Here is a 22,392-nt window from a genome sequence, read left to right as displayed (position 1 = left end):
TCATAGACGTACTTGGCCTTCGTAGACCCGGACAGCCGGGCCGGTCATCACCACCGGATGGCCCGGACCCGCCCACTCGATGGACAGACGCCCACCCGGCAGATCGATCAGCAGTGGCGAATCCATCCAACCCTGGCTGATGGCGGCGACGGCAGCGGCACATGCGCCGGTGCCACACGCCTGGGTTTCGCCCGCGCCACGTTCCCACACGCGCAATTGGGCGCGCTGGCGATCGACGACGTGGAGGAAGCCCACGTTCACCCGCGCCGGGAAGCGCGAATGGTGCTCGATCTTCGGACCGAGGCTGTGAACCGGCGCATTGTTAATGTCGTACACCCGGAGCACCGCGTGGGGATTACCCATCGACACGGCGGCCAGTTCAACGCTCTCGCCCTCGACATCCAGTGTGTAACTGAGTGCCTGTTGCGGCGCCTCGAAGGGGATGTCCGCAGGGACCAGACGCGGTGCGCCCATGTCGACGCTGATCTGGCCGTCGTTACGGATGTCCAGCTCGATGATGCCGCCTTTGGTCTCGACGCGGATCTGCTTTTTGGCCGTGAGGCGCTTGTCCAGCACGAAGCGGGCAAAACAGCGCGCGCCGTTGCCGCACTGTTCGACTTCAGAGCCGTCGGAGTTGAAAATCCGATAGCGAAAGTCCACGTCGGGGTTGCTCGGCGCTTCAACCAACAGCAGCTGATCGAAACCGATGCCGGTGTGCCGGTCGCCCCATTGCTTGGCATGCTTGGGCAAAATGTGCGCGTGCTGGCTCACGAGGTCCAGCACCATGAAATCGTTGCCCAGGCCATGCATCTTGGTAAAACGCAGCAGCATGGGGATTACTCCGGCAGCAGGCTTTCGCCGGCATACAGCTCAGTCACGGTTTCACGACGACGCACTTCGAACGCCTGATCGCCATCGACCAACACCTCGGCGGTGCGGCCGCGCGTGTTGTAGTTGGAGCTCATGACAAAGCCATAGGCGCCTGCGGAATGCACGGTCAGCAGATCGCCTTCGGCCAGTGCCAGTTCGCGCTCTTTGGCGAGGAAGTCACCGGTCTCGCAGATTGGGCCGACGATGTCGTAGCTGCGCGCAGCGCCGTCGCGGGGCTGGACGGCCTTCACGTCCATCCAGGCTTGATAAAGCGCCGGGCGGATCAGGTCGTTCATCGCCGCGTCGACGATGGCGAAGTCTTTGTGTTCGGTGTGCTTGAGGTATTCGATGCGGGTCAGCAGCACGCCAGCATTGGCGACGATGAAACGGCCCGGTTCGAACATCAGCGCCAGGTCACGACCTTCGATACGTTCACGCACGGCCTTGATGTAATCGCCTGCCAGTGGCGGCTCTTCATCGCGGTAACGCACGCCCAGACCACCGCCCAAGTCGAGATGGCGCAGTTGGATGCCGCAATCGCTCAGGCGATCGACCAGATCCAGCAGGCGATCCAGCGCATCGACGAACGGGGAAAGCGTGGTGAGTTGAGAGCCGATGTGGCAATCGACACCGATCACTTCCAGGTTCGGCAACTGCGCGGCGCGAATGTAAACGTCTTCGGCGTCAGCGATGGCGATGCCGAATTTGTTTTCTTTCAGGCCGGTGGAAATGTACGGGTGAGTGCCCGCATCGACGTCCGGGTTGACGCGCAGGGACACCGGGGCGCGTTTGCCCATCTCGGCGGCCACGATCTGCAGGCGTTCGAGCTCGTCGGTGGATTCGACATTGAAGCAATGCACGCCAACTTCGAGTGCGCGGCGCATGTCGTCACGGGTCTTGCCGACGCCGGAGAACACGATTTTGTCCGCCTGACCGCCTGCGGCCAGAACACGCTCCAGCTCGCCACGGGACACAATGTCGAAACCGGCGCCGAGGCGCGCCAGGACATTGAGTACACCCAGGTTGGAGTTGGCCTTGACCGCGAAGCAGACTAGGTGCGGCATGCCGCTCAACGCGTCGGCGTACGCGCGGTACTGGGCCTCGATGTGGGCTCGGGAGTAGACATAGGTCGGCGTGCCGAAACGCTCGGCAATGGCAGACAATGCAACTCCTTCCGCGAACAGCTCACCGTCGCGGTAGTTGAAGGCGTCCATGGTCAATCCCTAGTAGGTCGAGGTCTGATGCTTGTGCGAGTGCGATGAGGTTTCGCTGCCAGGCGCATTGGACGTTTCGCCATCGGGCAGGTACAGCGGACCTTTTTGACCGCAGGCAGAGACCAGGCACGCAACAGCGAGGAGCGTGGCCAGGGAGGAAATCAGGCGCTTCATGGCGAAATCCTTTGTATAAGCATTAATTGCGCCCGAGTATACCGACCACCCGACAGATTGCCTATGCGCCACGGCTCCCGTCCGGCGGGGCTTTGACGCAACTGCCGGATATGTTGGCGATGGTCGCGCATTTTTTGGCGCGTCGACCTGCAAATGGGCGGGTATGCTTTGCAATTGGCTGGAAGCGACCGTATCTTGCGTCGCTGCGCCATCCGTAGACACTTTCGAGGTTCCTGCAATGAGTTTGACCGAAGCCCGCTTTCACGACCTGGTCGATGCGACCCAAGAAAAGCTCGAAGACATCTTTGACGAGAGCGATCTGGACCTGGACCTTGAGAGTTCGGCCGGCGTCTTGACCGTCAAATTCGAAAACGGCACGCAATTCATCATCAGCCGCCAGGAGCCATTGCGTCAGCTATGGCTGGCGGCGCCTGCGGGCGGCTTTCACTTCGATTACGACGAAGAAGCAAAACGTTGGGTCTGCGACAAGAGTGAAGAGCTGTTGGGCGAGATGCTTCATCGTCTGGCGTTGAAACAGGCCGGTGTCGAAATCGAGTTCGACGATATTGACGGTCATGAAGACGGAAACCGCCAGTGACCAACGCTGCACCTGCCAAAGCACCCAAGCCGTTGTTCAGCAACGTCAGCCCTGCCGTACCGTCGCCCTGCATCAGCGTTTGCCGGCTCGATGAGCAGAAAGTCTGTACCGGCTGTCATCGCCATGTCGAAGACATCCGCGAATGGCGAGCGGCGACGGATGAGCGCAGACGCGAGATTGTGAGCCAGGCCGATCAACGCCGGGCCAGCGCCTGATCCCGCGTTTTGGGTATACCTAAATTCCCTGTGGGAGCCGGCTTGCTGGCGAATCGGGTGTGTTAGACGACTCCGATCTTGCTGGCATACCGCTTTCGCCAGCAAGCCGGCTCCCACAAGGTGCAGTGTTCGCCAAGGGATCGAGGCGATTTGGCTCAAGCCTCTTCCATCGCATCATTCAGCGACTTCTCAAGCTCGGCCTTGTAGCGCAGGAACAGGATCGTTTGCCCCCGCGTATCCGCCAGAATTCCCGACAAATCCAGGTCCGTGATGTAGCAGCGATAGCGTTGCGGCTCCCGGCGCTGATCGAGAATCTGCCGCGCCACGACGCTGAACAGTTGCTCGCCAAACTCCAGCTCCGAAAACTCCATGCCGTCGCAATACAGCGTGACGCTCACCTGACCCGGTGACGCCTCTTCGACGATGGCCTGCACGTCGTAAAACGGCTTGTCGGTGGATATGACCGGCCCCAGCCGTTGCTCGATGCGCCGCGCCCGACCCGCGCCATCCGGCATTACGCGGTAATACAGGGTTTCCAGGTTTTGCGGCTCAAGCGGGTTGTCCAACGGTAACAGCGCACCACGCCGGAACATCAGCGATTGTAAAAAACGTTGCAGCGGCACCAGCAGGCTTGGCTCGTCGTGATAGGGCAAACGCTGATGCCACAGCGCGTTGTGCTCATCCAGCACGTACAGGTCCGCGTTGGGTTCGTTGATCCGGTAGAACACTTGAATGCATTCCGGCTGACCGTGGGGAATGATCAGCGAGAGGTCACTGTCGTCCAGCGCCTGGGGGTCCAGATGAATCGGGCTGTAAGCGGGCAGCTCTTCGCCGAGGTATTCATAGAGCGCTGGCAGGTCATCGAGCGTGACATGGGCGACCTGGCCGGGCTTCATCTCCATGACGCAGTAGTGGTGCTCCACCTGAATCAGATAGCGATGATTCAACCCGCGAGCCAACAGCAGTTGCGCCGTCTGAATCAGCTCTTCGACCCGTTGGGCGATGGCGGGCGCGCGGTTGTGGCAGAAGCAGCGCACGCTGATCACCGGTTTTGGCAACGTCGCGGGCAGGTTGTTGAGCAAATCGGTCATGCAATCCAGCAACGCATTGGGCCCGTCGAATCGATTGACCAACACCTCGTTCCAACTGTTGAGCGTGATCTGGTCGAAGGTCAGCACCAGGTTTTCCCGGACCCCGGCGTAACTCAGGGAGTCGGTCCGCTCGGTGGTCATCAGGATGTTCAGGTCCTTGTGGTGTTTGAGCGGATCGACGCCCACGTTCACCAGCAGCAGGATTTCGCTCGGCACGCTGGGGCGCAGCAGCACGTCTTCGGCCACCGTGCCCAGCGGCATCGGGATGCTGTGTTGCAGCGCACCCTGGAGGTTAAACAGCTCGAATTCGGTCAGGTCGCTACTGCCGGGGTGCAAGGCCAGGCGGGTGCTGCTGTCGATCACGTTATTGCGGTGGCACCACGCGAGCAGCTCCAGCAACTCGCGGCTGCGCTTGATTGGAGCGAAAGATTCCCACTCGTGGGCGCCGAGATTGCCGTTGTACAGGCCCCACTGATATTTGCCAGGCTCGCGTTTGTTCGGCGACTGCACCAGCGTCAGCGTGTCTTCGGCCAGGTCCGGCGAAATCCCGGGATTGATGAATTCGACCTTGCCCGCCTTGCGTTCAAACGCGGCGTACAGCCGACGACCCAAGATGTTGAGGTCGCGTTTGTTGATCGAGTTAACTGTGTTTTGCTCGCGGGCAAATTGGGTCAGGAAGCGGTAGCTGTAATTCAGCTCGCTGACCAATGCGCGGCGTTCGCTGGCCACCTGACGCACCTTCCACTGGCTGCGGCTGTCGAGCAACGCCAGTTGGCGCTCATCCCACTTCCATTCTTTCGCCAGACGCTCCAGCAACAGACGCTGCCAGCTCGTGGTGCGCTGGCGGGGCAAGCCGGTGAGCTTCTTGTTCACTTTCAGGTACAGGCTGCGGCGCACCAGTTCGAGTCGTTCCGGTTCGCCTCGGGCCAGCAGATATTCCTCAATCCGGCGATACACCATCATGTACGGGTCAAGCTCGTCGAGGTCCACGCGATTGGCGAACACCTCTTTTTTCAGGCGCATGCTCAAGCACTGCACCTGTGGGTGCTCACTGGCGTAGGCCTCAGTCAGCAGCAGCTTGAGGACGGACTTGTAGGGCGATTCGATCCCTTTGAACAGCTGCCAGAGGCCCGCGCCGAGGAATTCCCCCGGCGGGATGTGGGACAGGTTGCCAAGGTCCAGCACTTCATCCTCCCGGATGAAACGTTTGGACAGCAGCGTGTGGGTGTATTCCGCGTAGCGCGTTTCTTCGTAGACCGGCACCAACCACCAGATGGGGGTGCGCCCGGCCAGCCAGATCGCAGTGCGGTAGAACTCGTCGAGCAACAGGTAATGCTGAGTCGTTCCGCAATCCTCGCCACTGAGTTGCGCATCGCGCTCGCCGAGCACGAAGCGTTCAGGGTCGATCAGGAAAAAATGCGCTTCTGCCCCCATCGTGGCGGCCCAGACTTCCAGCGCGTGGCACTTTTTGCGCAGCTCCAGAATTTCTTCGGGCGAGAGGTTCGTGTCGTGGCAGATCCACACGTCCATGTCGCTGTCGTCAGCCTGCGCCAGTGTGCCCAGGCTGCCCATCAGGAAAATGCCGTGGATCGGCTGCGGCGGATTGCCTCGGCGAGGCTTGTAGGAAAACGAGCGCGTGAGCCGTTGCGCTTCGGCGAGGGCCTGGGCGTCCGGTTCGTAATGTGAAACCCCGGCCGGGGTTGCGCCGGAAACGTAGCCAGGCAACAGCGGGTGGTTGACGTGGAAAAACAGCGGCAGCAGCGCCAAAACTGATTGTTGGCGGGTGGACAGCCCTTCGTTGGCGCGGCCGAGCCGCCCTTCGTTGAGGGTCAGAAATCGGTTGCGCAACTGGCTGAGGACCTTACGGTCGATGCCCTCATCCAGATCGGGGCGGATCTCGAAACTACGGGTCATCGTGACTCAAGGCCGACGAACGGCACTGCTGGGGAACAAGAATGGCGACGGCAAGAAGACCCAGCATCAGGCGGCTGTGAGTTTTTATGGCGCCAATTTTTTATCGGCGCAGCATCTTACAAATGAAGGGTTCGCGAAACCTTTATTTGATGCCTCCTGGTAAAGGTTTCGCGAGGCGGCGATGTCAGGCCGCTTCCTGGGTCGTGGCAAGGATGATCAGCAGGGATTGCGCGTGTTCGGCGGCATCCAGTCCCAGACTGGTGAGGTAGCCCCCGTCGACCTGAGTCGTCAGGCCTTTCTCGAAAAGACGTTTGGCGGCGGCAACGGCAGAAGGCGCGGCCACGTGATGGACCTTGAGGCCCTCCTGGGTATTGCGCAGATTGAACAGTGACAGGATTTCCAGTTCGGCAACCAACTCAGGGGTATACGACATAGAGGCTCCAGACTTTTTGTAATGGATGACGCGGCGAAGGAATCGCAGACGTGACAGCCCCGTAGGTCAAGCGGCAGCGAGGCCTCTGCAGTGTAGTTAGGGTCTGGGAATTTTGCAGGAAGTATCTGGCCGGTCGTCAGGTGAAGCTTAGAGCGCATGTATCTGTAGGAGCGTGGCTTGTTCCGCGATCGACGGGGAACCCGTCGTAAACCCTGCGCATTCGGTGTATCAGGTATACCGCGTTAATCCGATTGGCTGCCGCTTCGCGGCAGGTCGCGGGACATGCCACGCTTCTACAGACCTGCGCAATTAGCAACTTCAATGACATCGCTGTCGGCAAGCCGGACTGCTACAGGGCTGGATGTCATTCTTCTTCCAGCTTCACGCCCGGTGGCAGTTCTGGCAGGGCGCGAAGGGCTTTTTCATACCATTCGGTGTTGAACGGGCGGTCTTCTTCGAGAATGCCGTCAATCTCGACGGCCAGCACGTGGGCCATCATTTCCAGAATGTCGTCACGTTCGTAACCCACCAGGGTCAGCTTGTTGAACGTGGCTTTGGCGGCGGGCGGGTTGTCGCTCTCGATCTGGTTTTCGATGGCCTGGATCAGGGTCGATTCAGCGAACTCTTCTTCGTCGTTGTCGATGCGGTCGCTCATGGCGGACTCCTCAGGAAAGGCCGGCAGTTTAACTGCAATCGGGTGTCAGGTGATCGTCAGTGCGCATGATGCACGTCAAGCCCGACGACGTAACCGGTTGTTAGGGTTCCTCCGCTCAGGTCCGGCAACGCGTGTCGGACAGGGCTGAAATGACCGCTTCAAAAGGCCAAGGAGGCCTGCCAATGCTCAAGCTTTACGGATTCGCCTCAAGCAACTATTTCAACATGGTCAAACTGGCGCTGCTGGAGAAGCAACTCCCGTTTGAAGTCGTGTCCATGCACGGCTGCCAGAACCCGGACACCCTCGCCGTCAGCGCGCGGGGCAAGGTACCGGTTTTGCAGACGGATGAGGGGTTCATCAGCGAAACCGACGTCATCCTGCGCTACCTCGAAGACACACACCCTCACATCCCCTTGTTGCCCGCTGACCCGTTCCTCCGTGCTCAGGTCTGGACGACCGCCAAGGAAATCGAGCTCTACATCGAACTGCCCGCACGGCTGTGTTATGTCGAAGTGCTGTTCGGCGGACGGGCAACGCCGGATGCGCTGAAGGCCAAGGCCAAACGGGATCTGATCAAAGGCTTTGCCGCGCTGGCGAGGCGGGCGCGATTCGCCCCCTATCTGACGGGCGCCGACTTTACGCTGGCGGACATCTATTTCATGTACAGCGTGGATCTGTCGCAGCAGGTGGGCGAGCGCCTGATGGGCTTGAACCTGCTGGATGAGGTGAAAGGGGCGAGGGAGTTGCTGGCGCGACTGAATGACCGGCCGAGTGCGCGCATCGTGGCGGCGGATCGGGAGGTGGATTATCCGGTGTTTCTGGAAAGGGTCAGGCCCACAGGGGCAGCGTAGCGGGGCCTTTGAGGAGCGCGCTTGCCCACATCATGGGCAAGCGCGCTCCTACCGTTCGAAATCAGCGAGTCGCGAGCAGTTGCTTGCCGCGTCCGACTGCCGCTTTTACCTGCGCAGGCGCAGTGCCACCGATGTGGTTTCGGGCGTTGACCGAACCTTCCAGCGTCAGAACAGCGAACACGTCCTGTTCGATCTGATCGCTGAATTGACGCAGTTCTTCCAGCGTCATTTCCGCCAGGTCCTTGCCGGTTTCCACGCCGTATTTAACGGCATGGCCCACGATTTCGTGGCAGTCACGGAACGGCAGGCCACGGCGAACCAGGTAGTCGGCCAGGTCGGTCGCGGTCGAAAAACCACGCAGGGCCGCTTCACGCATGATCGCGTGTTTAGGCTTGATCGCAGGAATCATGTCGGCGAAGGCTCGCAGCGAGTCACGCAGGGTATCGGCAGCATCGAACAACGGTTCTTTGTCTTCCTGATTGTCCTTGTTGTAGGCCAGCGGTTGGCCCTTCATCAAGGTCAGCAGGCCCATCAGCGCGCCGAACACGCGGCCGCTTTTGCCACGGACCAGCTCCGGCACGTCAGGGTTTTTCTTTTGCGGCATGATCGAGCTGCCGGTGCAGAAGCGGTCCGGCAGATCGATGAACTGGAATTGCGCGCTGGTCCACAGCACCAACTCTTCGGAGAAGCGCGACAGGTGCATCATCGCCACGCTGGCCGCCGAGCAGAATTCGATGGCGAAGTCGCGATCGGACACGCTGTCCAGCGAGTTGCCGCCCACGGCTTCGAAACCCAGCAACTGGCAGGTCAGTTCGCGATCAATCGGATACGTAGTGCCGGCCAGTGCCGCGCTGCCCAGCGGCATGCGGTTGGTGCGTTTGCGGCAATCGACCAGACGTTCGTAGTCGCGGCTCAACATCTCGAACCAAGCGAGCATGTGATGCCCAAAGGTCACAGGCTGTGCGGTTTGCAGGTGGGTGAAGCCCGGCATGATGGTGTCGGCTTCGCGTTCGGCCAGACCCAGCAGGCCTTCTTGCAAACGAGTGATTTCGGCCAGTATCAGGTCGATTTCATCCCGCAGCCACAGGCGAATGTCGGTGGCGACCTGATCGTTGCGGCTGCGGCCAGTGTGCAATTTTTTGCCGGTGATCCCGATGCGGTCGGTCAGACGCGCTTCGATGTTCATGTGCACGTCTTCCAGGTCCACACGCCAGTCGAACGTGCCCGCTTCGATTTCTCCCTGAATGGTCTTCAGGCCATCGACGATGGTGTCGCGTTCGGCATCGGTCAGCACACCGACTTTCGCCAGCATTGTGGCGTGGGCGACGGAGCCCATGATGTCGTGGCGGTAAAGGCGCTGATCGAAGGTGACGGAGGCGGTGAAGCGTGCGACGAAGGCGTCGACGGGTTCACTGAAGCGGCCGCCCCAGGACTGGTTGGTCTTGTCGGTGCTCATGGTTTCGCTCGCTGCTCTGCTGGTGGCTGTGCTGATTTGAAAAAGGCGCGGGCGATGATAACAGCATTGCCGCTTTTTTATCCCGGACAGCTTGCCCACCGGGGTGCGAGCGCAGAGACTGGGGCCATGCAAACCGAGCGCAACAAACCGGGCCAGAGCGCTTCTCCCGGCAAAGAGTTCTTCCTTCCGGAACTGTGCCTGCCTCAGGCGCTGCTGGTGCTGGTCGTGCTCGCCGAGCTGCTGGTGCTGGTCCTGGTGCTGGTGGAGCCGATGCATCCGGGCTTCGATTGGGTGCGGCTGGCGCTGATTTCCCTGTTCGTGCAGTGGATCGTGCTGCTGTCGGCGGCACTGCTGTGCGGTTTGCGCCCTTGGCTGGCGCGTCTCAAACCCGGCGTGGCGGGCGCGATGGGCTGCTTGCTGGTGGTGGCGGTCACGCTGGCTTGCACGGCCGTGACTGACTACTGTCAGTTGGACGGAGCCTTGCCGGTCGACAGCGACATCGAACGCTACCTTCGTTATTCATTGATTGCGCTGATCATGTCAGCGCTGATGTTGCGCTACTTTTACTTGCAGAGTCAGTGGCGCAAACAGCAACAGGCCGAATTGCGAGCCAGGATCGAGTCGTTACAGGCCCGCATCCGGCCGCACTTTCTGTTCAACACGCTCAACAGCATCGCGAGTCTGGTCACCAGCGACCCGCTCAAGGCCGAGCAGGCGGTGCTGGATTTGTCGGACCTGTTCCGCGCCAGTCTGGGCAAGCCTGGCAGCCTGACGACATGGGGGGAAGAACTGGAGTTGGCCAGACGTTATCTGTCGATTGAGCAATATCGACTTGGCGAGCGTCTACAGTTGGACTGGGACGTCAGCGCAATTCCCGACGACTTGCCGATTCCCCAGCTAACCTTGCAGCCATTACTTGAGAACGCGTTGATCTATGGCATCGCTCCCCGTGTGGAGGGTGGCGTGGTCAGGGTCGAGGCGAACTACGAACGGGGAGTATTTATATTGCGCGTCAGTAATCCCTATGACGAAGTCGCCCTCCGGCAGACTTCAAGCGGCACTCAGCAGGCCTTGGCAAACATCGGCGCTCGAATCACGGCACTTTTTGGCCCTCTCGCGAGTCTGAGCGTGGAGCGCCGTGACGGTCGTCACTTCACCTGTCTACGCTATCCTTGTGCGAGACTCACGCAGGAAGCCAGAGCAATATGAATGTCCTGATCGTTGATGACGAACCCCTAGCCCGTGATCGCCTGAGCCGTCTGGTTGGCGACCTTGAGGGTTACCGGGTCCTTGAACCCAGCGCCACCAATGGCGAAGAAGCCTTGACGCTGATCGATAGTCTGAAGCCCGACGTGGTTTTACTCGACATCCGCATGCCGGGCCTGGATGGTCTGCAGGTTGCGGCCAAATTATGCGAACGCGACACACCGCCTGCCGTGGTTTTTTGCACGGCTCATGACGAGTTTGCCCTGGAGGCATTTCAGGTCAGCGCCGTGGGGTATCTCGTCAAACCGGTGCGTCCTGAAAACCTGCTTGAAGCACTGCGCAAGGCCGAGCGCCCGAACCGTGTGCAGCTGGCGGCGATGACCCGTCCGGCCGCCGAGAGCGGGAACGGCCCACGCAGCCACATCAGTGCTCGCACCCGCAAGGGTATCGAGCTGATCCCGCTGGACCACGTGATCTATTTCATCGCGGACCACAAATACGTGACCTTGCGCCATGAAGATGGTGAGGTCTTGCTCGATGAGCCGCTCAAGGCGTTGGAGGATGAGTTCGGGGATCGCTTCGTGCGCATCCACCGCAATGCGCTGGTGGCCCGCGATCGCATCGAGCGCTTGCAGCGCACGCCTTTGGGGCATTTCCAACTGTTCCTCAAAGGGCTTAATGGCGATGCCTTGATCGTCAGCCGTCGGCACGTGGCCGGTGTGCGCAAGATGATGCAGCAGTTGTAGCTCGCGTCTGTCTGGCGTGTGGGGATCTTTTGTGGGAGCGAATATATTCGCGAAAAATAGTCCAGGCGACAACGATGTGTTGAATGTACCGCCGCTTCGCGAATGAATTCGCTCCCACAGGTCTAGGTGCAGTGAGGCGAGCAGTGGAAAGCGACATGCCGTCGCATGGCTTCCGTGCATCGATTGAGAACATGATGCGAGCAGATTGACGACAGTCATTCGGCCCGATTGGGTCGAGCTGTTATTATCCGCCGCATTCACTCAGTACGGATTGATCCATGTCCACTCGCGAAATCCGCATCGCTACGCGCAAAAGCGCGCTGGCACTCTGGCAAGCCGAATACGTCAAGGCTCGTCTGCAGGAAGCTCACCCCGGTCTGATCGTAACGCTGGTGCCCATGGTGAGCCGGGGCGACAAGCTGCTGGACTCACCGCTGTCGAAAATCGGCGGCAAGGGCCTGTTCGTCAAAGAGCTGGAAACCGCGCTGCTGGAAAACGAAGCGGACATCGCCGTTCACTCGATGAAAGACGTGCCGATGGATTTTCCGCAAGGCCTGGGCCTGTTCTGTATCTGCGAGCGCGAAGACCCTCGCGACGCATTCGTCTCCAACACCTTCGCCAGCCTTGATGAGCTGCCAGCGGGCAGCATCGTCGGCACATCGAGCCTGCGTCGTCAGGCGCAATTGCTGGCGCGGCGTCCCGACCTGAAAATCCATTTTCTGCGTGGCAACGTCAACACGCGTCTGGCCAAGCTCGACGCGGGCGAATACGACGCGATCATTCTGGCAGCCGCGGGCCTGATTCGTCTGGGCTTTGAAGACCGCATCACCTCTGCAATCAGCATCGAACACAGCCTCCCGGCAGGCGGGCAGGGCGCCGTCGGCATCGAGTGCCGCAGCGTCGACACTGAACTGCACGCCCTCTTGGCCCCGCTGCACCACACCGACACCGCTTTGCGCGTCACCGCTGAGCGGGCGCTGAACAAGCACCTCAATGGTGGCTGCCAGGTGCCTATCGCCTGTTACGCCGTGCTCGAAAACGACCAGTTGTGGCTGCGTGGCCTGGTGGGCGATCCGGCCGGCAGTCTGCTGCTGCACGCCGAGGCCCGTGCACCCCACGCCGATGCCCAAGCGTTGGGCGTGCAGGTTGCTGAAGCGTTGTTGGCACAGGGCGCCGCAAAAATTCTCAAAGCAGTCTACGGCGAGGCGGACGAGGCGTGACGGGCTGGCGCCTGCTGCTGACGCGGCCAGCCGAAGAGTCGCAGGCATTGGCCGAGACCTTGGCGCAAGCGGGCGTTTTCAGCGCCAGTCTGCCGTTGCTGGACATCGAACCATTGCCGGTCTCGGAAGAAAATCGCTCGATCATTTACGACCTTGCGGCCTACTGCGCGGTGATCGTCGTCAGTAAGCCTGCCGCGCGACTGGGGCTGGAAATGGTCGACGAAATCTGGCCGCAGCCGCCTATGCAAACGTGGTTTACCGTCGGCGCCGCTACAGGGCAGATTCTCGACGACTACGGCCTTCGCGTGTTCTTCCCCGAGCACGGCGACGACAGCGAAGCGCTGCTCGATTTGCCTCAACTTCAAGACGCCATTTCCGGTTACGACCCCAAGGTGCTGATCATGCGCGGCGAAGACGGCCGCGAATTGTTGGCCGAGCGCTTGCGCCAACGGGGTGTTAGTGTCGATTATCTGCCGCTGTACCGCCGCAACCTGCCGCAATACCCGGCGTCCGTCTTGCCACAGCGGGTGGCGGCGGAACGCTTGAACGGGCTAGTGGTCAGCAGTGGACAGGGTTTTCAACATCTGCGTGATTTGGCGGGCGATGCATGGCCGTCCCTGGCGCAGATGCCTTTATTCGTACCGAGCCCTCGGGTCGCTGAACTGGCGCGTGAAGCCGGGGCTCTGACCGTAGTGGACTGCCGTGGCGCCAGCGCTTCGGCCTTGCTGGCAGCGTTGCGGGCCCAGCCTGCACCTGCCTCTCAGGCGTAATGATCGACGGGTCGGATTACGCGATTACGCCCAAATGCAAAGGATGGATACGTGAGCGAAACAGTCTTGCCAAAAGATGACGTTGAACCGGTACTGGTCAAACCTGAGCCGCTGCCTGATTCCGCGCAAAAAGAACCTTCTCCCCGCCGCTCCAGCAACGGGCTGGCCGTTTTGGCACTCTTGTTGGGTGCGGCAGGCGTGGCGGTCGGTGGCTGGAGCGTGTGGCAACTGCGCGCGATCCAGGCCGGTCACCAGGAGCAATCGGGGCAATTGCAGGACCTCGGTTCGCAAACCCGCTCCCTCCAGCAAAGCGAGCAGCAATTGTCGGCACGTCTGGCGCAACTGCCGCCTGCGCAGGAGCTTGAAGACCGCCGCCGTCTTGTCACTCAATTGCAGGGCGATCAGCAGCGTTTGAGCCAGCGCGTGGAGACCGTGCTGGGCGCGAGCCGCAAGGATTGGCGTCTGGCCGAGGCTGAGCATCTGCTGCGTCTGGCAAGCCTGCGATTGTCTGCGCTGCAGGACATCAACAGTGCCCAGGCGCTGGTGCAGGGTGCTGACGAAATTCTGCGCGAACAGGATGATCCGGGCGCCTATGCCGCACGTGAGCAGTTGGCCAAGAGCCTGGCGGCCTTGCGCAGCGTCGACCAACCGGACCGCACCGGGCTGTTCCTGCAACTGGCCGCCCTGCGCGATCAAGCCCTCCAATTGAACGCGCTGGCGCCGGAATACAAAGACAAAGGCGAGTCGCTGCTGGGCCTGACCGATGGCAGCGAAGACAGCTACTGGGCGAAATGGTGGGACAAGATTTCTCAATACATCCGTCTCGACTTCCACGCCGACAAAAACATTCGTCCGCTGTTGGCGGGCCAGAGCCTGACCCAAGTACGACTGGCGTTGAGCCTGACGCTGGAGCAAGCGCAGTGGGCCGCGCTTAATGGTGAGCAGCCGGTTTACGCCAAAGCCGTTGCCGAGGCGCGTAGCGTGCTGGACGCCAACTTCAATCAGGACAACCCACAAAGCAAGATGCTGGGCGAGCGTCTGGACGAACTCGCCAAACAGCCAGTGGCTGTCATCACGCCTGACCTGACGCAGAGCCTGAGCTCCGTGCAAGCCTACTTAGAGCAGCGCCACACCCCGGTGGGCGGAGCATTGGAGCAACCTGCTGAAGGGGCGCAGCCGGGGAGCAAGCCATGAAGCGCGGCTATGTGATCGTCTTCGTCCTGATCGTCGTCGCGGCATTGGTCGGCCTGGCGATTTCCCGTCACGCCGGTTACGTGCTCATCGCCTATGACACCTTCCGCTACGAGTCCAGCCTGTGGGCTGCCTTGGCGCTGTTGGTCGCCATTGCGATCGTGGTCTGGCTGGTGCGGGGGCTGATACGGCTGCTGACGACCTCGGGCGGTGTGGTCAATCCGTGGTCGCGCCGTAACCGCAGCCGTCGTGCGCAGATTGCTATCGAGCGTGGTCAGATGGACCTCGCCGAGGGGCGTTGGGCCAGCGCTCAGCGTCACCTGCATCGCGCCGCCGAGGCTGAACCTCAACCGCTGCTGTATTACCTCGGTGCCGCCCGTGCGGCGAACGAGCAAGGCCGTTATGAAGAGAGCGACAACCTGCTTGAGCGCGCCCTTGAACGTCAGCCTCACGCCGAGCTTGCGATTGCCCTGAACCATGCGCAGCTGCAGCTCGACCGTGGCGACAGCGACGGTGCGCTGAGCACCCTGCAGGCGATGCACGAACGTCATCCGCACAACCCTCAGGTGTTGCGTCAGTTGCAGCGTCTCTATCGTCAGCGCAGCGAGTGGTCCGAGCTGATTCGACTGATGCCTGAGCTGCGCAAGGACAAGGTTTTGCCTGCGCAAGAACTGGCTGAGCTGGAGAAGCGCGCCTGGGGCGAGAACCTATCGCTGGCGGCTTATCGCGGAAACGATAGCGAGACGGGTCCGGCGGGTCTGCCTGCGCTGGAAACGGCTTGGCAGCAACTAACCTCGGCTCAGCGACAAGAGCCAGCGTTGATCCTGGCGTACGCCGAGCAGCTGCGTCGCCACGGCGCTGACGTGCAGGCGGAAGAGGTGCTGCGCACCGCGATGAAGCGTGACTACAACAGTCATTTGGCGAGACTCTACGGTCTCGTCCGAGGGAGTGATCCCGGCAAGCAATTGCAAACGGCGGAGGGCTGGTTGAAGCAGCATTCAGACGATCCTGGTCTGTTGCTGACGCTGGGGCGCCTCTGTTTGCAGAGCAGCCTGTGGGGCAAGGCGCGGGATTATCTTGAAGCGAGCCTTAAGCTACAACGCAATCCCGAAGCCTGCGCCGAGTTGGCCCGGTTGCTCGGTCAGTTAGGGGAAACCGACCGCAGCAATCTGTTGTTTCAGGAAGGTTTGGGCTTGTTAGACGAGCGTTTATTGGCGCGACCGCTTCCCGCACTCGCGCGCGCCTGACCCTCGGCAGGTTTGCCACAAAAGGCCCGCTCTGCGGGCCTTTTTGTTGGGTTGTCGCCAATTCGTGTAGGGCGTTTCTCAAGATGCGACAGGATTTTTTCTCGCTTGATGCCAGTTAGCGTAAATTCCTATCTGTGTGGTCGGTAAATCCTTACTCACGCTAAGAAATATCCTCCTCTGGTTGCCTTGAAAGCGAGTCTCGCTTTCCTCTACCGTAACCGCCTTCGTCTTTTGTTACGGATTTTCCATGCATCTGGCCCGCACCCGCATCCTGTTCTTTCTGGCGTTTATCGCCTGTGCGTTGATCGTGTGCGCGACGTTTTATCTGGAGCGTGTGGTGGGAAATGCCCCATGCCCACTCTGTTTTGCTCAGCGCGTGCTGTTGCTCAGTTGCTCGGTCGTTTGTCTGGTGGCTGCGGTCCACGGGCCTCGCGCGCTCGGTTGGCGTATCTATTCCGGCGTTCTTCTGCTGGCTTCCTTGACGGGAGCGGGGCTGGCAGGACGGCAAGTCTGGCTGCAGGCTTCACCGCCAGAAAACCCTGCCGCTTGCCTCGTGAACCTTCAATATCTGCTCGATACCCAGCCTTGGCTGAAGGTGTTGGCCATGATTTTCGCAGGCCACGCCGGATGCTCGGAAATCACCTGGTCGCTGTTTGGCATCAGTCTTCCGGAGTGGAGCCTGCTGGCATTTTCGGGTGTCGCGCTGTTCGCGATGTATTACGTGTTCATCGAATTTTGCCGATTCAGATCAATGGATACGGACATGACAGATTAAACACTTGTATGAACTTTATCGTCTGCGTACCTTGAAGGCCTGGTCGCACGGGCATAATCTGGCCCGCACGCGTCATCGGAATAATGCTGCTGTCGACGTATTTCAGAGCCGGTTTTCATACGCATCCGGCCGTATCGCCAAGCGATTACAGGCAGCATGCCCCTGAAGGGAAGAGAGAACATCATGCTCGAAAGTTGTCAGAACGCTCAGGAACGCTGGGGTGGGGTTCACAAGCTGATTGATCGTTGGTTGCTGGAGCGCAACGAACTGATCAAGGCTTACGATGTTCTAGGTGCCGAGCCGAACGCGTTGTCTGAAACCACGAAGCAGCTGCAGGAATTTTGCGGCACGCTCGTCGACTATGTGTCGGCCGGTCATTTTGAAATTTATGAGCAGCTGACAGGCGAAGCCAAGGCGTTCAATGACCAACGTGGACTTGAGCTGGCGGACACCCTTTACCCTCGCATCGATGTGATCACCGAGAAGCTGCTGGCTTTCAATGATCTGTGTGATGAAGGGAAGTGTGTGGCGGAGAAGTTCAAGGAGCTGGGTGGTTTGCTCCATGAGCGTTTCGAGCTGGAAGATTGCCTGATCGAAGTGCTGCACAACGCGCACAAAGAACAGGACGCGGTTCAGGCCTGATTCGTTTCACGTTAAAAAAGGGCGCCATCGAGGCGCCCTTTTTTATTGCGTGGGGTTTCTACTGAGAGACCGCCAGCAGTTCGATCTCGAACACCAGCGGGGTGTAGGGATCGATCAAGTCGCCTGCGCCCTCTGCGCCGTAGGCTTGTGCAGAAGGGATCACCAGTCGCCATTTCGCACCGACCGGCATGTCCACCAACGCGGTGGTCCAGCCCGCGATGACGCTGTCCAGACGGAACCATTGAGGCTGTTGGCTCTGATCGAAGATCGTGCCGTCAGGCAGGCGTCCGACGTATTTCACTTGGACGCGGCCATTGATATCGGGCTTGGCACCACTGCCGGGCGTCAGCTCGGTCATCAGGATGCCGTCGGCCAACTGTCGAACGCCAGGCTTGGCTTTCTCGGCATCCATGAATTTGCGTTCTTCTTTCAGCGCGGCTTCGGTCTGGGGTTCGGACTGCCCGGAATTTTCCGCTTGCGCGAGCGCCGCATCGTGATCGCTGAGGATTTGCTCCATGCGCTCCGGCTTGATGGCGAGCGGCTTGTTTTGATACGCCTGTTGCAGGCCTTCGATCAGCGCAGGCAATTGCAGGTCCGGCGCCTCCTGGCGCAGCCGTTCACCCAGGCTCGCACCCAGGCTGTACGACAGATCGTGGGCGTTGTCGGAAGCGGGAGCGTCGGTCGCGTGGGCAAGGTTTACCAAGAGGAACAACGACATTAACAAATAGCGCGACATGAATGCTCTCCGGCCTGGGAAGTGGCGATTATGCCAGCGCCGGCTGCCAAATGTGATGACGATGTGAAGGGATTTTGGCCGAACTGCAACAGAGCCCGATTTGTAATGTCAAGATGCCCTAGCGGCGGTGCGGGCAGAGGTCTAGTATGAGCCGCATTCAAATCAGCCAGGAGGTAAGTCATGTCGGCCACCAAGAAGCCAGTAAACACTCCGTTGCATTTGCTCCAACAGCTTTCGAGCAGCTTGCTCGAACACCTTGAAGATGCCTGTTCCACAGCGTTGGCTGATGCCGAGAAATTGCTCGCCAAGCTTGAGAAACAACGCGGCAAGGCGCAGGAAAAACTGCACAAGTCCCGCATCAAATTGCAGGACGCCGCTGCCGCTGGCAAAGCCAAGGCGCAAACCAAGGCGAAGAGCGGCGTCGCGGAGCTCGAAGCTCTGCTCGACGCGCTGAAAGATCGTCAGACCGAAACGCGCGCCTACATTCTCAATCTCAAACGCGATGCCCAGGAAAGCCTGAAGCTGGCGCAAGGCGTGGGTCGTGTGAAAGAAGCGGTAGGCAAAGCACTGAGCGATCGTGCCGCCAAGGCACCCGCTAAAGTGACCAAACCTGCTGCTAAAGCGGCTGCGAAACCTGCCGCGAAGGCTCCGGCGAAAGCGCCTGCCAAGGCCGCTGCCAAACCAGCCGCCGCTGCCAAGCCCGCTGCGAAAACCACAGCTGCCAAGCCCGCCTCTGCGAAAGCGCCTGTGAAAGCTGCCGCTGCGAAGCCAGCTGCGAAAACCGCCGCCGCTAAACCGGCTGCCGCCAAAGCGCCGGTTGCTGCCAAGCCGGCGGCTAAGCCAGCTGCCAAGGTTGCGAGCAAACCTGCTGCAAAACCCGCCGCGAAAGCACCTGCCGCTGCGAAGGCGCCTGCTAAAACTGCAGCCGCAAAACCTGCTGCCAAACCTGCGACCGCTGCTGCCAAGCCGGCTGCTAAAGCTCCGGCTGCAAAAACTGCCGCGGCCAAGCCAGCGGCCAAAGCTCCAGCTGCAAAAGCTGTCGCCGCCAAGCCTGCCGCCGCCAAGCCTGCCGCCAAGCCAGCGACTGCCGCTGCCAAACCGGCCGCTAAGCCCGCCGCTGCGAAACCAGCCGTGAAGCCAGCGGCCAAACCTGCCGCCGCCAAGCCTGCTGCGAAACCAGCGGCCAAGCCTGCCACTCCGGCAGCGGCTGCGAAGCCCGCGACGTCGGCTCCAGCAACGTCCGCTTCGACCACGCCAGCCGCTCCTGCTGCGCCCACCGCGCCAGCGGCTACGCCAGCGACCGGTTCGACGTCGAACAGCGCGTCCTAAGTAAGATCCTCCCCGACGCGCTGCAGCACGTGCAGCGCGTTGGGAGCTTCTTTTCCAGCGTCACCTGCGAGCGCATTCAGCCAGACAGCAGCGTGCTCCGCGTCATGCTCAGGCCAGTCCTGAATCAGCCGCTGCAATCGCACCAGCAATTCCCGCTCGGCATCCAGCTCCAACCCCTTCACACGTTCCCGCAGCGCACTGAGTTCTTCGTCCGTCACTGCGGCGGCTTTCCATTGCGTGCGCACAGCCCGTAGCGGCCCAACGACTTGGTCGTGCCAAGGCGTCGCCAACTGTCTGATTTCTTCTGCCCGTTGCGGATTGAACGAGATGTTGCGCTGATCCAGCCAGACGCCACACAGCAAGGCGCAGACGTTGCCGCCCCTGGCCTGCAGCGCCAGACACGCCTGCTCGACGCCCGGTCGGGCATAGAAATCGAGGGTGAAACTCCAAAGGTCGGAAGGCATAGTCATCTACCTGTTTTGGACGAAGCTGGTAGACTCCGCCGCCATTATGATCAGACTTCAAAGCCTTACCTTACAGCGTGGTCCGCAACGTCTGCTAGAAGACGCCGAGCTGACCCTGCACGCTGGCCAGAAAGCCGGCCTGATCGGCGCCAATGGCGCCGGCAAATCCAGCCTGTTCGCCTTGCTGCGGGGTGAACTGACCCCCGACAACGGCGACTGCTCGCTGCCCGCCGATTGGCGCATCGCACACATGCGCCAGGAGGTCGATACCCTCGAACGTCTGGCCGTGGACTACGTGCTCGATGGCGACCTGCGCCTGCGTCAGGTGCAGCATGACCTGGCGGCGGCCGAAGCCGCCCACGACGGCGCGGCTCAGGCACGCCTGCATTCGGAGCTCGACAGCGCCGATGGCTACACCGCCGACGCCCGCGCTCGCAAATTGCTCGCGGGCCTGGGCTTCACTAATGAGCAGATGGAACGGCAGGTCGGCAGCTTCTCCGGTGGCTGGCGGATGCGTCTGAACCTGGCGCAGGCACTGATGTGCCCGTCCGACCTGCTGTTGCTCGACGAACCGACCAACCACTTGGACCTCGACGCCATCCTCTGGCTCGAAGACTGGCTCAAGGGTTATCCGGGCACGCTGCTGCTGATTTCCCACGACCGGGATTTCCTCGACGCCGTGGTCGATCAGATCGCTCACGTCGACCAGAAAAAGATCACGCTCTATCGCGGCGGTTACAGCGCATTCGAACGTGCCCGCGCCGAACGTCTGGCCCAGCAGCAGCAGGCCTACGAGAAGCAGCAAGCGCAGCGTGCGCACATGGAAAAGTACATCGCCCGCTTCAAGGCGCAAGCCACCAAAGCCCGTCAGGCGCAGAGCCGGATCAAGGCACTGGAGCGGATGGAAGAGCTGTCGGCCGCCCACGTCGATTCGCCGTTCAACTTCGTTTTCCGCGAGTCCGACAAGATTTCCAGCCCGCTGCTGGACCTGTCTGACGCACGTCTGGGCTACGGCGACAAAGCCGTGCTGCAGAAGGTCAAACTGCAACTGACGCCGGGAGCGCGGATCGGTCTGCTCGGCCCGAACGGTGCCGGTAAGTCCACCCTGATCAAAAACCTCTCCGGCGAGCTTGAGCCGTTAAGCGGGCGCTTGGTGAGAGGCGAGAACACGGTCGTGGGCTACTTCGCGCAACACCAGCTCGATTCCCTCGACGCCAAGGCCAGTCCGTTGCTGCATTTGCAGCGCATTGCGCCGACCGAGCGCGAGCAGACGCTGCGCGATTTCCTCGGTGGCTTCGACTTCCGTGGCGCACGTCTGGAAGAGCCGGTGCTGAATTTTTCCGGCGGCGAGAAGGCTCGTCTGGCATTGGCCCTGATTGCCTGGGACAAACCTAACCTGCTGCTGCTCGATGAACCGACCAACCACCTGGATCTGGAAATGCGCCTGGCCCTGACCATGGCGTTGCAGGAATTCAGCGGCGCGGTACTGGTGGTTTCTCACGATCGTCATTTGCTCAAAAGCACGACCGACAACTTCCTTTTGGTCGCCGATGGCGTGGTCGAGGAATTCGACGGCGATCTGGACGACTACACTCGCTGGCTTGCCGATTACCGTCAGCGCAATGCGCCGGTCAGCAACACCCCGGCCAACGCCGACAAGACCGACAAGAAAGCCCAGCGTCAGCAGGCTGCGGCGCTGCGTCAGCAACTCGCCCCGCACAAGCGTGAAGCCGAGAAGCTGGAAAAGGAACTCGGCACGGTGCACGAAAAACTGGCGAAAATCGAAGCGGCCCTTGGCGACAGCGCGATCTACGAAGCGGCCAACAAGGACAAGCTGCGTGATTTGCTGGCCGACCAGGCCAAGCTGAAAACCCGCGAATCCGAGCTGGAAGAGGCGTGGATGGAAGCCTTGGAGCTGTTGGAATCGATGCAGGCCGAGCTGGAAGCGTTGTCCTGATGGAAGCGTTGGCGCTACCGGTGCCGGCGTACTGGATCGAGCCGATTCTGATTGGCTTGCAGATTCTGTTGATCCTGCTGATCGGCTACACCTTGCAACGATTCGTCGCGCGTTTCCTGACCCGGATGGCCGAGCGTTATCCGCTGCTGCCGCCCGAGCTTTTGGTGATGGTTCGCGGCGGGTTGCGCTGGTTGATCATGGGCACGGCTTTCGTGGCTGTCCTCGGTCGTCTCGGTGTTTCGGCTTCGGTGTTGTGGGCGGCGCTTTCGGGGTTCGTGGCCGTGGCAGCTGTGGCGTTCTTTGCCATGTGGAGCGTGCTGTCGAACCTGCTGTGTGCGGTGTTCATCTTCACCATGGGGCCGTTTCGCATTGGCGACGTGGTCGAACTCGTGGACACCACCGACAAGCCCGGCATCAAAGGCCGCGTGACCGCCATCAACCTGATGTTCACCACACTGGTCGAGCCCGCCGAGTTGGGCGGCACATTGGTGCAGGTGCCTAACAGCCAGTTCTTTCAGAAGTCGATCCGCCGCTGGCGGGGCAACGACGGCATGGCGATCATCTCTGGCGAAAAGCGCTCTAGCGACGGCCCCGCGCCGAAATAGCCTCAGCTGCGTGCAAAACAGCTATTCGTGAAT

The 22,392-nt window shown here is 60.7% G+C and carries 23 protein-coding genes; 14 read left to right on the top strand and 9 right to left on the bottom strand.

The genetic code is table 11. The features are described 5' to 3' along the window. Genes dapF through AAEO81_RS29985 form a run of 3 tightly spaced genes read right to left on the bottom strand, consistent with a single transcriptional unit; the run spans position 1 to position 2,258 of the window. Positions 1-831 (bottom strand): diaminopimelate epimerase, encoded by an 831-nt coding sequence (dapF, locus tag AAEO81_RS29995; protein ID WP_341960789.1) that lies wholly within the window; start codon positions 829-831, stop codon positions 1-3. A 5-nt stretch (positions 832-836) separates the two neighbouring features. After that, positions 837-2,084 carry a diaminopimelate decarboxylase gene (gene lysA, locus AAEO81_RS29990; protein ID WP_341960788.1) on the bottom strand — a complete coding sequence of 416 codons (1,248 nt, stop codon included), beginning with the start codon at positions 2,082-2,084 and terminating at the stop codon, positions 837-839. 9 nt (positions 2,085-2,093) lie between these two features. Beyond that, positions 2,094-2,258 carry a lipoprotein gene (locus tag AAEO81_RS29985; RefSeq protein ID WP_341960787.1) on the bottom strand — a complete coding sequence of 55 codons (165 nt, stop codon included), beginning with the start codon at positions 2,256-2,258 and terminating at the stop codon, positions 2,094-2,096. Between the two features lie 238 nt (positions 2,259-2,496). Here AAEO81_RS29985 and cyaY point away from each other — a divergent pair, with 238 nt between their 5' ends. Further along, entirely contained in the window at positions 2,497-2,856 is a 360-nt protein-coding gene (gene cyaY / locus AAEO81_RS29980; RefSeq protein WP_341960785.1) for an iron donor protein CyaY, read from the top strand. Next, positions 2,853-3,071, top strand: coding sequence for a DUF1289 domain-containing protein (locus tag AAEO81_RS29975; protein ID WP_341960784.1), 219 nt, complete (start codon positions 2,853-2,855; stop codon positions 3,069-3,071). The genes cyaY and AAEO81_RS29975 overlap by 4 nt, the downstream gene beginning before the upstream one ends. A gap of 155 nt (positions 3,072-3,226) precedes the next feature. Here AAEO81_RS29975 and AAEO81_RS29970 read toward each other — a convergent pair whose 3' ends face one another. The 3 genes from AAEO81_RS29970 to AAEO81_RS29960 all read right to left on the bottom strand — a co-directional run bounded on the left by AAEO81_RS29970 (position 3,227) and on the right by AAEO81_RS29960 (position 7,164). Next, positions 3,227-6,076, bottom strand: a complete 2,850-nt coding sequence (locus AAEO81_RS29970) for a class I adenylate cyclase (protein ID WP_341960783.1) — start codon at positions 6,074-6,076, stop codon at positions 3,227-3,229. Between the two features lie 184 nt (positions 6,077-6,260). Beyond that, positions 6,261-6,509, bottom strand: a complete 249-nt coding sequence (locus tag AAEO81_RS29965) for a TIGR02647 family protein (protein ID WP_166594095.1) — start codon at positions 6,507-6,509, stop codon at positions 6,261-6,263. A 364-nt stretch (positions 6,510-6,873) separates the two neighbouring features. Next, on the bottom strand, positions 6,874-7,164 hold the full coding sequence (locus tag AAEO81_RS29960; RefSeq protein WP_341960780.1) for a hypothetical protein: 291 nt from the start codon (positions 7,162-7,164) through the stop codon (positions 6,874-6,876). Between the two features lie 182 nt (positions 7,165-7,346). On the opposite strand from AAEO81_RS29960, the gene AAEO81_RS29955 reads away from it, so the two are divergent. Continuing rightward, positions 7,347-8,015, top strand: coding sequence for a glutathione S-transferase family protein (locus AAEO81_RS29955; protein WP_341960778.1), 669 nt, complete (start codon positions 7,347-7,349; stop codon positions 8,013-8,015). 61 nt (positions 8,016-8,076) lie between these two features. Here the strand turns inward: AAEO81_RS29955 and argH are convergent, their stop codons facing one another. After that, positions 8,077-9,471: an argininosuccinate lyase gene (argH, locus tag AAEO81_RS29950; RefSeq protein WP_341960777.1), complete on the bottom strand. Its 1,395-nt coding sequence runs from the start codon at positions 9,469-9,471 to the stop codon at positions 8,077-8,079. A 126-nt stretch (positions 9,472-9,597) separates the two neighbouring features. On the opposite strand from argH, the gene AAEO81_RS29945 reads away from it, so the two are divergent. The 8 genes from AAEO81_RS29945 to rsd all read left to right on the top strand — a co-directional run bounded on the left by AAEO81_RS29945 (position 9,598) and on the right by rsd (position 17,268). Continuing rightward, complete coding sequence (locus AAEO81_RS29945) at positions 9,598-10,680, top strand: sensor histidine kinase (RefSeq protein ID WP_341960776.1); 1,083 nt, start codon at positions 9,598-9,600, stop codon at positions 10,678-10,680. Next, a complete protein-coding gene (locus AAEO81_RS29940) occupies positions 10,677-11,423 on the top strand; it encodes a LytTR family DNA-binding domain-containing protein (protein WP_074754601.1) in 747 nt (248 codons plus the stop codon). Before AAEO81_RS29945 ends, AAEO81_RS29940 begins: the two co-directional genes overlap by 4 nt. 278 nt (positions 11,424-11,701) lie before the next feature. Then, positions 11,702-12,643: a hydroxymethylbilane synthase gene (hemC, locus tag AAEO81_RS29935; RefSeq protein ID WP_341960773.1), complete on the top strand. Its 942-nt coding sequence runs from the start codon at positions 11,702-11,704 to the stop codon at positions 12,641-12,643. After that, positions 12,640-13,413 (top strand): uroporphyrinogen-III synthase, encoded by a 774-nt coding sequence (locus AAEO81_RS29930; protein WP_341960772.1) that lies wholly within the window; start codon positions 12,640-12,642, stop codon positions 13,411-13,413. The genes hemC and AAEO81_RS29930 overlap by 4 nt, the downstream gene beginning before the upstream one ends. 51 nt (positions 13,414-13,464) lie before the next feature. Continuing rightward, entirely contained in the window at positions 13,465-14,607 is a 1,143-nt protein-coding gene (locus AAEO81_RS29925) for a uroporphyrinogen-III C-methyltransferase (protein WP_341960770.1), read from the top strand. Then, positions 14,604-15,851 carry a heme biosynthesis protein HemY gene (locus tag AAEO81_RS29920; protein WP_341960769.1) on the top strand — a complete coding sequence of 416 codons (1,248 nt, stop codon included), beginning with the start codon at positions 14,604-14,606 and terminating at the stop codon, positions 15,849-15,851. The genes AAEO81_RS29925 and AAEO81_RS29920 overlap by 4 nt, the downstream gene beginning before the upstream one ends. Positions 15,852-16,098: 247 nt before the next feature. Beyond that, positions 16,099-16,626, top strand: a complete 528-nt coding sequence (locus tag AAEO81_RS29915; RefSeq protein ID WP_341960768.1) for a disulfide bond formation protein B — start codon at positions 16,099-16,101, stop codon at positions 16,624-16,626. A gap of 183 nt (positions 16,627-16,809) precedes the next feature. After that, positions 16,810-17,268 (top strand): sigma D regulator, encoded by a 459-nt coding sequence (gene rsd, locus AAEO81_RS29910; protein WP_166594283.1) that lies wholly within the window; start codon positions 16,810-16,812, stop codon positions 17,266-17,268. Between the two features lie 58 nt (positions 17,269-17,326). Here the strand turns inward: rsd and AAEO81_RS29905 are convergent, their stop codons facing one another. Further along, positions 17,327-18,004 carry an FKBP-type peptidyl-prolyl cis-trans isomerase gene (locus AAEO81_RS29905; RefSeq protein WP_166594105.1) on the bottom strand — a complete coding sequence of 226 codons (678 nt, stop codon included), beginning with the start codon at positions 18,002-18,004 and terminating at the stop codon, positions 17,327-17,329. A 180-nt stretch (positions 18,005-18,184) separates the two neighbouring features. Between AAEO81_RS29905 and AAEO81_RS29900 the strand changes: the two genes are divergently transcribed. Continuing rightward, a complete protein-coding gene (locus AAEO81_RS29900; RefSeq protein WP_341960767.1) occupies positions 18,185-19,333 on the top strand; it encodes an AlgP family protein in 1,149 nt (382 codons plus the stop codon). On the opposite strand, the gene AAEO81_RS29895 is transcribed toward AAEO81_RS29900, so the two are convergent. Next, positions 19,330-19,797 carry a TIGR02444 family protein gene (locus tag AAEO81_RS29895; RefSeq protein ID WP_341960765.1) on the bottom strand — a complete coding sequence of 156 codons (468 nt, stop codon included), beginning with the start codon at positions 19,795-19,797 and terminating at the stop codon, positions 19,330-19,332. The two genes, AAEO81_RS29900 and AAEO81_RS29895, sit on opposite strands and share 4 nt — an antisense overlap. Positions 19,798-19,843: 46 nt before the next feature. Between AAEO81_RS29895 and AAEO81_RS29890 the strand changes: the two genes are divergently transcribed. Next, positions 19,844-21,754 carry an ATP-binding cassette domain-containing protein gene (locus tag AAEO81_RS29890; protein WP_166594108.1) on the top strand — a complete coding sequence of 637 codons (1,911 nt, stop codon included), beginning with the start codon at positions 19,844-19,846 and terminating at the stop codon, positions 21,752-21,754. Next, positions 21,754-22,359, top strand: a complete 606-nt coding sequence (locus AAEO81_RS29885; RefSeq protein WP_166594109.1) for a mechanosensitive ion channel family protein — start codon at positions 21,754-21,756, stop codon at positions 22,357-22,359. Before AAEO81_RS29890 ends, AAEO81_RS29885 begins: the two co-directional genes overlap by 1 nt. The last annotated feature ends 33 nt before the right edge of the window (positions 22,360-22,392 follow it).

The organism is Pseudomonas sp. RC10, assembly GCF_038397775.1.
GTDB classification, from domain to species: Bacteria; Pseudomonadota; Gammaproteobacteria; order Pseudomonadales; family Pseudomonadaceae; genus Aquipseudomonas; species Aquipseudomonas bambusae.
Note: the sequence above shows the minus strand (reverse complement) of the source record. Positions and strands in the feature narration are given on the sequence as shown.

Coding starts and splice junctions, on each gene's coding strand:
- AAEO81_RS29955 (WP_341960778.1), top strand. CDS start 7,347: ATGCTCAAGCTTTACGGATTCGCCTCAAGCAACTATTTCAACATGGTC.
- hemC (WP_341960773.1), top strand. CDS start 11,702: ATGTCCACTCGCGAAATCCGCATCGCTACGCGCAAAAGCGCGCTGGCA.
- AAEO81_RS29945 (WP_341960776.1), top strand. CDS start 9,598: ATGCAAACCGAGCGCAACAAACCGGGCCAGAGCGCTTCTCCCGGCAAA.
- AAEO81_RS29885 (WP_166594109.1), top strand. CDS start 21,754: ATGGAAGCGTTGGCGCTACCGGTGCCGGCGTACTGGATCGAGCCGATT.
- AAEO81_RS29985 (WP_341960787.1), bottom strand. CDS start 2,258: ATGAAGCGCCTGATTTCCTCCCTGGCCACGCTCCTCGCTGTTGCGTGC.
- AAEO81_RS29970 (WP_341960783.1), bottom strand. CDS start 6,076: ATGACCCGTAGTTTCGAGATCCGCCCCGATCTGGATGAGGGCATCGAC.
- dapF (WP_341960789.1), bottom strand. CDS start 831: ATGCTGCTGCGTTTTACCAAGATGCATGGCCTGGGCAACGATTTCATG.
- AAEO81_RS29960 (WP_341960780.1), bottom strand. CDS start 7,164: ATGAGCGACCGCATCGACAACGACGAAGAAGAGTTCGCTGAATCGACC.
- rsd (WP_166594283.1), top strand. CDS start 16,810: ATGCTCGAAAGTTGTCAGAACGCTCAGGAACGCTGGGGTGGGGTTCAC.
- AAEO81_RS29890 (WP_166594108.1), top strand. CDS start 19,844: ATGATCAGACTTCAAAGCCTTACCTTACAGCGTGGTCCGCAACGTCTG.
- AAEO81_RS29900 (WP_341960767.1), top strand. CDS start 18,185: ATGTCGGCCACCAAGAAGCCAGTAAACACTCCGTTGCATTTGCTCCAA.
- lysA (WP_341960788.1), bottom strand. CDS start 2,084: ATGGACGCCTTCAACTACCGCGACGGTGAGCTGTTCGCGGAAGGAGTT.
- AAEO81_RS29965 (WP_166594095.1), bottom strand. CDS start 6,509: ATGTCGTATACCCCTGAGTTGGTTGCCGAACTGGAAATCCTGTCACTG.
- AAEO81_RS29905 (WP_166594105.1), bottom strand. CDS start 18,004: ATGTCGCGCTATTTGTTAATGTCGTTGTTCCTCTTGGTAAACCTTGCC.
- AAEO81_RS29940 (WP_074754601.1), top strand. CDS start 10,677: ATGAATGTCCTGATCGTTGATGACGAACCCCTAGCCCGTGATCGCCTG.
- AAEO81_RS29895 (WP_341960765.1), bottom strand. CDS start 19,797: ATGCCTTCCGACCTTTGGAGTTTCACCCTCGATTTCTATGCCCGACCG.
- AAEO81_RS29915 (WP_341960768.1), top strand. CDS start 16,099: ATGCATCTGGCCCGCACCCGCATCCTGTTCTTTCTGGCGTTTATCGCC.
- cyaY (WP_341960785.1), top strand. CDS start 2,497: ATGAGTTTGACCGAAGCCCGCTTTCACGACCTGGTCGATGCGACCCAA.
- AAEO81_RS29920 (WP_341960769.1), top strand. CDS start 14,604: ATGAAGCGCGGCTATGTGATCGTCTTCGTCCTGATCGTCGTCGCGGCA.
- argH (WP_341960777.1), bottom strand. CDS start 9,471: ATGAGCACCGACAAGACCAACCAGTCCTGGGGCGGCCGCTTCAGTGAA.